Annotated in this window: 5 protein-coding genes; all 5 read left to right on the forward strand. The window is 39.7% G+C overall.

Annotated elements, in window-relative coordinates:
* Positions 1–516: 516 nt before the first annotated feature.
* The 5 genes from AACR75_RS16770 (at position 517) to AACR75_RS16790 (ending at position 4,054) form a co-directional block, all read left to right on the forward strand.
* Entirely contained in the window at positions 517–984 is a 468-nt protein-coding gene (locus AACR75_RS16770) for a hypothetical protein (RefSeq protein WP_052190353.1), read from the forward strand.
* A 135-nt stretch (positions 985–1,119) separates the two neighbouring features.
* Positions 1,120–1,665: a GNAT family N-acetyltransferase gene (locus AACR75_RS16775; protein ID WP_047691162.1), complete on the forward strand. Its 546-nt coding sequence runs from the start codon at positions 1,120–1,122 to the stop codon at positions 1,663–1,665.
* Positions 1,666–1,817: 152 nt separating this feature from the next.
* Positions 1,818–2,240 (forward strand): bleomycin resistance protein, encoded by a 423-nt coding sequence (locus tag AACR75_RS16780; RefSeq protein WP_047691164.1) that lies wholly within the window; start codon positions 1,818–1,820, stop codon positions 2,238–2,240.
* A gap of 837 nt (positions 2,241–3,077) precedes the next feature.
* Positions 3,078–3,617 (forward strand): hypothetical protein, encoded by a 540-nt coding sequence (locus AACR75_RS16785; protein WP_052190354.1) that lies wholly within the window; start codon positions 3,078–3,080, stop codon positions 3,615–3,617.
* A 155-nt stretch (positions 3,618–3,772) separates the two neighbouring features.
* Complete coding sequence (locus tag AACR75_RS16790) at positions 3,773–4,054, forward strand: hypothetical protein (RefSeq protein WP_197056816.1); 282 nt, start codon at positions 3,773–3,775, stop codon at positions 4,052–4,054.
* Positions 4,055–4,344: the final 290 nt, after the last annotated feature.

The following is a 4,344-nucleotide window of genomic DNA, read 5'->3' on the forward strand; positions in this document are numbered from 1 at the left end:
TTGTCAACCCCTTAGCCGGGCGTTAGGCAAAGTGAGTTTTTATCAGCTAAATCGAGTTTGAATTGAACGGTAAATTCCATTTTTTGTGGCTTAACTTAAGCAATAAATCGTCCTCACATATTTGTTGTTTCTTGATCGTGTTGGGTTGTTTTTCGTTGTGAATTTAGCGGCAAAATAACCTTCAGCATCCAAACGTCCGCCGAGAATGCTACGCTCGTCACTTTTCTTCCAAACCGCTCAATTTGAGTTTTTTGTTTCTTTGCTGAGTTGGTATTTTGGTTTATAAATGAATGGGTTAGTTTGCTTAAAATTTACAAAAAGCCTTGTTCTTGGGTTTTGAAAGTGTTGTTGTCAATCTGTTGGCCTAACAAACGGCTCAAGAGGGATTGCCAACGCGTGGCGGCTTTAGTACAAAATTGAAGTTCAGTGTTTACAGTGTGTTTTTTTGAGTTCGGCGGTGCGTTGTCAACCCCTTAGCCGGGCGTTATGCGTCAATGCAAAAAATAAGGACTGAGTATGAATAAATGGGTTTGCGATACATGTGGTCATTCCATCGAAAAACAAGAAGATGGATGGGTTGAATGGATCTCTTTTTCCGAAGGTAAGGTGGGTAGAAATTTACGACTAGTACATTCATTTTCATCTAGCCCACAACAAGTCGGTAGAGTTAGATGTCAGTTTGATGGAAACCTCGAATATAAGAAAGATGGAGGTATCGTGGGAGATTGTTCGCTTTCTGATTTAACTGGTCCTGATGGTTTAATGCGCCTACTTGTATTTATATCAGAGAACGAACTACCAAAGGATGAAGTTCTTGAAATGATAAAACGTATACATATACCAGGATATGAAGATACAAGATTGCACTTTGAACAAGCTATTAGGGCTGGTGCCTTTGAACCCAATATGCCAAAGGATTTCTATAATCAGTCTGATATCAATGCGACCAAAGAGTTCCTTAGATCTTTGACAACAGACGCATAACAAAGCATTTAAGAGTGATTCGCAACGCGTGGCATTTTTGCTATGCGTTGCGTTTAGTGTTTAAGGTGGTATGCGGAAGCTTTGGTATTGTGTTGCTCACACCTTGATGCGGCGTTATGTTTTTAAGAGGAAATCATGTTTACATTGGATGTTGATACCGATCTGAAACTGGCTTTGGTTAATCCCCAGTTTGCTCCGATCTATCTTGAAATTGTTAGTCGAGAGCGAGAATATTTGAGCCAATGGTTAGCTTGGCCTCCTCATGCTAGCAATGAAGAGTTTTTCCTTAGCTTTATCAAAAGTTCATTGCATGATTATGCTGATGGAAAATCCTTAGTTTGTGGGATGATTTATCAAGATAAGTTGGTTGGAAATATCAGTTTTAACAGTATTAATCGTCAACTTAAAAAAGTAGAGATTGGCTACTGGTTAAGCTCAGAATACCAAGGTAAAGGTATTGTGAGTAAGTCAGTTTTAAAACTGGTCGACTTGGCTTTTACTGAACTTGATATGGAAAAGGTTCAGATATCAGCAGCGAGCGAAAATATTCCAAGTCGTAATGTATGTGAGCGTTTAGGTTTCTCGCTTGAGGGCATAATCAGTCGCGCAGAAAATTTGAATGGCCGAGTTGTAGATCATGCAGTTTATGGTCTAAGTCGTACCAATTGGCCCAAAACATAACAAACAATTCAAGCAGACCCTCAACGCGTGGCATTTTCGTTTTGCGTTGAATTTGGTGATTACGGTGTTGTACGGAAAGTTGGTAGTAGCGTTTCGGGCTACTTAATTGGGCGTTATAACGCATTTGAGTTCATCGTATATCAAGGAATGAAATGGACGAATATTGGAATCCGATGGTACCTGAATTGTCGGTATCAAACTTCACTACATCACTGAGATTTTATTGTGAAATTCTCGGTTTTAAGATTAGAAATCAACGAGATAATCCCGATTTTGCTTACTTGGAACTTGAAAAAGTCCAGATCATGTTGGAGCAAATTCATGATAAAGCTTGGGTTACGGATAGCTTAGTCGCGCCATTTGGTAGAGGCGTTAACTTTCAAATTGAGCTGTCAGATATATCTTCGATTTATGAGCGCATTCAAGCAGCAGACATCAAGTTGTTTAAAGAACTCAAAGAAACATGGTATGACATTGGCGAAATACTATCGGGTCAGAAAGAGTTTCTGATACAAGATCCGGATGGTTATCTTTTGCGCTTTACCGAGTATTTAGGTGAAAAATCCAAGTCATAGAATTGCGTTATAACAAACAATTCAAGCAGACCCTCAACGCGTGGCATTTTCGTTTTGCGTTGAGTTTGGTGATTACGATGTTGTGCGGTAAGTTGGTAGTTGCGTTTCGGGCTACTTAATTGGGCGTTATGCTTTATTGAGCCTCAGCAAAATCAATATATAAATTTTAATGAGAAAACTTAGTCTGATTTAGAAGTTTTCTTATTCTAATTTATTGATATTATGAGTTTATTGTTCTTTTTTGTGGCTATTGAAAGTTGAACGATACTTGTGCTTTTTCGGTAACTTTGCCCTGATAAATTGTGCTCGCAAAAGGTTCGGTTTTTGCTGAAAGGTCTCTTTCTTTGGTGTTGTTTGCTCATTGATTCCGCAGGCTATTTCGCTTCAGCATGTTTGGGATCTCATTGGCTTCTTGCTTGCTGACAGTATTTGGTTAGCGCAAGTTTATCGATGATTGTGCGCTTTTGTCCGGCTCTGCCCTGATAAATTGTATGTGTAAAAGGTTCAACTGTTGCTGAAAAGTCTCTTTCTTTGGTGTTGTTTGCTCATTGATTCCACGGGCTATTTCGCTTCAACTTATTTGGGATCTTATCGACAACAATGATTGCTGAAAGTAGGTTGGTTTGTCATTTTGAGTTAAAGTGACCGGAACAAATGAACATTATAAAAGTTCAATGTAATCAATAAGTAATAAAGCATAACAAACGCTTCAAGAGGGACTTCCAACGCGCGGCATTTTTACTGTGCGTTGATTTCGGTGGTTACGGTGTTATGCGGAAACTTGGTAGTCGCGTTGTCAGCCCCTTAAGCGGGCGTTATACATTTTAAGGTTCATCCATGTTTATAGTTTCTAGAAACGAAAATGAGGTAGAGTTTGCAGACGCAGAGTTTTCTTACGTCTCAGAAGTATTAAAGCCTATCGACGCTTCACTTTCTAAGCTCAACCATGAGATTTCCAAAGCAGATGTATGGGAAGTTGGTTGCTTATGTGATAAAGGCGAATACCTGATAGGACTAGGTTTTTGTATCATGCAACGGTATATGTTTGACGTACTTATGGACGTAAATCTTAAACCCTTAGAAGCTAGAAAATTAGGTCCTTGCAGTTCTTTCGGTGAGCCTGTTGCCGAGCTTATACATGCTGCTGCGAATTACTGGAAACATGAACCTGAGTGGCATATCTGGTTAGAAAAACTGAGCAAACAATCGCAAGAAACTATTGATAGAGTTCTGCATCATAGGGATTCAGCCCATTACCCTTTATCTGATCTGCTGGCAGACTTAAATAATAGCTCGGATTTAACCCTTCTTGGTTGTCTGCCATATCTAATTGATTGGCGAAAAGCTGTGTTTGAGTACACCGAAAAAAATGTATAACAAACGCCTCAAGAGGGACTGTCAACGCGTGGCGTTTCCAGTCCCAATGAGCCGCGATGGTTACGGCTGTTGTGTTTGAGTTTAGTGTTAATGCGTTGCCAGCCCCTTAGGCGGGCGTTATATTCTTTTAAGTTCAGCAATCAAAAGGATTCATGATGAACGTGGATAAAGCGAAAAAACGCATATTGAAACGAGTACAAAGAGGTTTCAAAGGTTATCCGCAAATATCTTTAGAGTATTTCGGGAAAACGACAGATTTTGCTACCGAAGTAGTCATCACTTTTGTTCCTAAAGAAAACGCTGAAGCGCAAATTCAGAGATTTACGAGTGATAAGGATGTTCGTGAAGATGAAGCAATTCAATCGGTATTGTTGAAAATTATTGAGCGAGCCGACGCTGCTACGGTTTTAGAAAGTCGAGAAGTATCAGTTTGTTAATGGTTTTTCTGTAATCTTAAGTTGTTGGTCACATTAGTGCTGAGAACGAAAATATAACAAACGCTTCAAGAGGGACAGCCAACGCGTGGCATTTTTACTATGCGTTGGTTTTGGTGATTACGGCGTTATGCGGAAAGTTAGTAGTAGCGTTGTCGCCCCTTAAGCGGGCGTTATGCAACTCAGGAAAATTTAGGGGTTCAATCTTTTTAAATTTCTCCGGCCATTCGTTTTGTGTTGTCGGCAAATGAGCACTTTTACCCTCAGATTCGTGGTTCACTCAAACCGTAAAA

Origin of the sequence: Vibrio sp. ZOR0018 (genome assembly GCF_963865925.1) — a bacterium.
Lineage (GTDB): Bacteria > Pseudomonadota > Gammaproteobacteria > Enterobacterales > Vibrionaceae > Vibrio > Vibrio anguillarum.

Excerpts from the sequence above, each read along its gene's own strand:
- AACR75_RS16770 (WP_052190353.1), top strand. The coding sequence starts at position 517 with ATGAATAAATGGGTTTGCGATACATGTGGTCATTCCATCGAAAAACAA.
- AACR75_RS16775 (WP_047691162.1), top strand. The coding sequence starts at position 1,120 with ATGTTTACATTGGATGTTGATACCGATCTGAAACTGGCTTTGGTTAAT.
- AACR75_RS16780 (WP_047691164.1), top strand. The coding sequence starts at position 1,818 with ATGGACGAATATTGGAATCCGATGGTACCTGAATTGTCGGTATCAAAC.
- AACR75_RS16785 (WP_052190354.1), top strand. The coding sequence starts at position 3,078 with ATGTTTATAGTTTCTAGAAACGAAAATGAGGTAGAGTTTGCAGACGCA.
- AACR75_RS16790 (WP_197056816.1), top strand. The coding sequence starts at position 3,773 with ATGAACGTGGATAAAGCGAAAAAACGCATATTGAAACGAGTACAAAGA.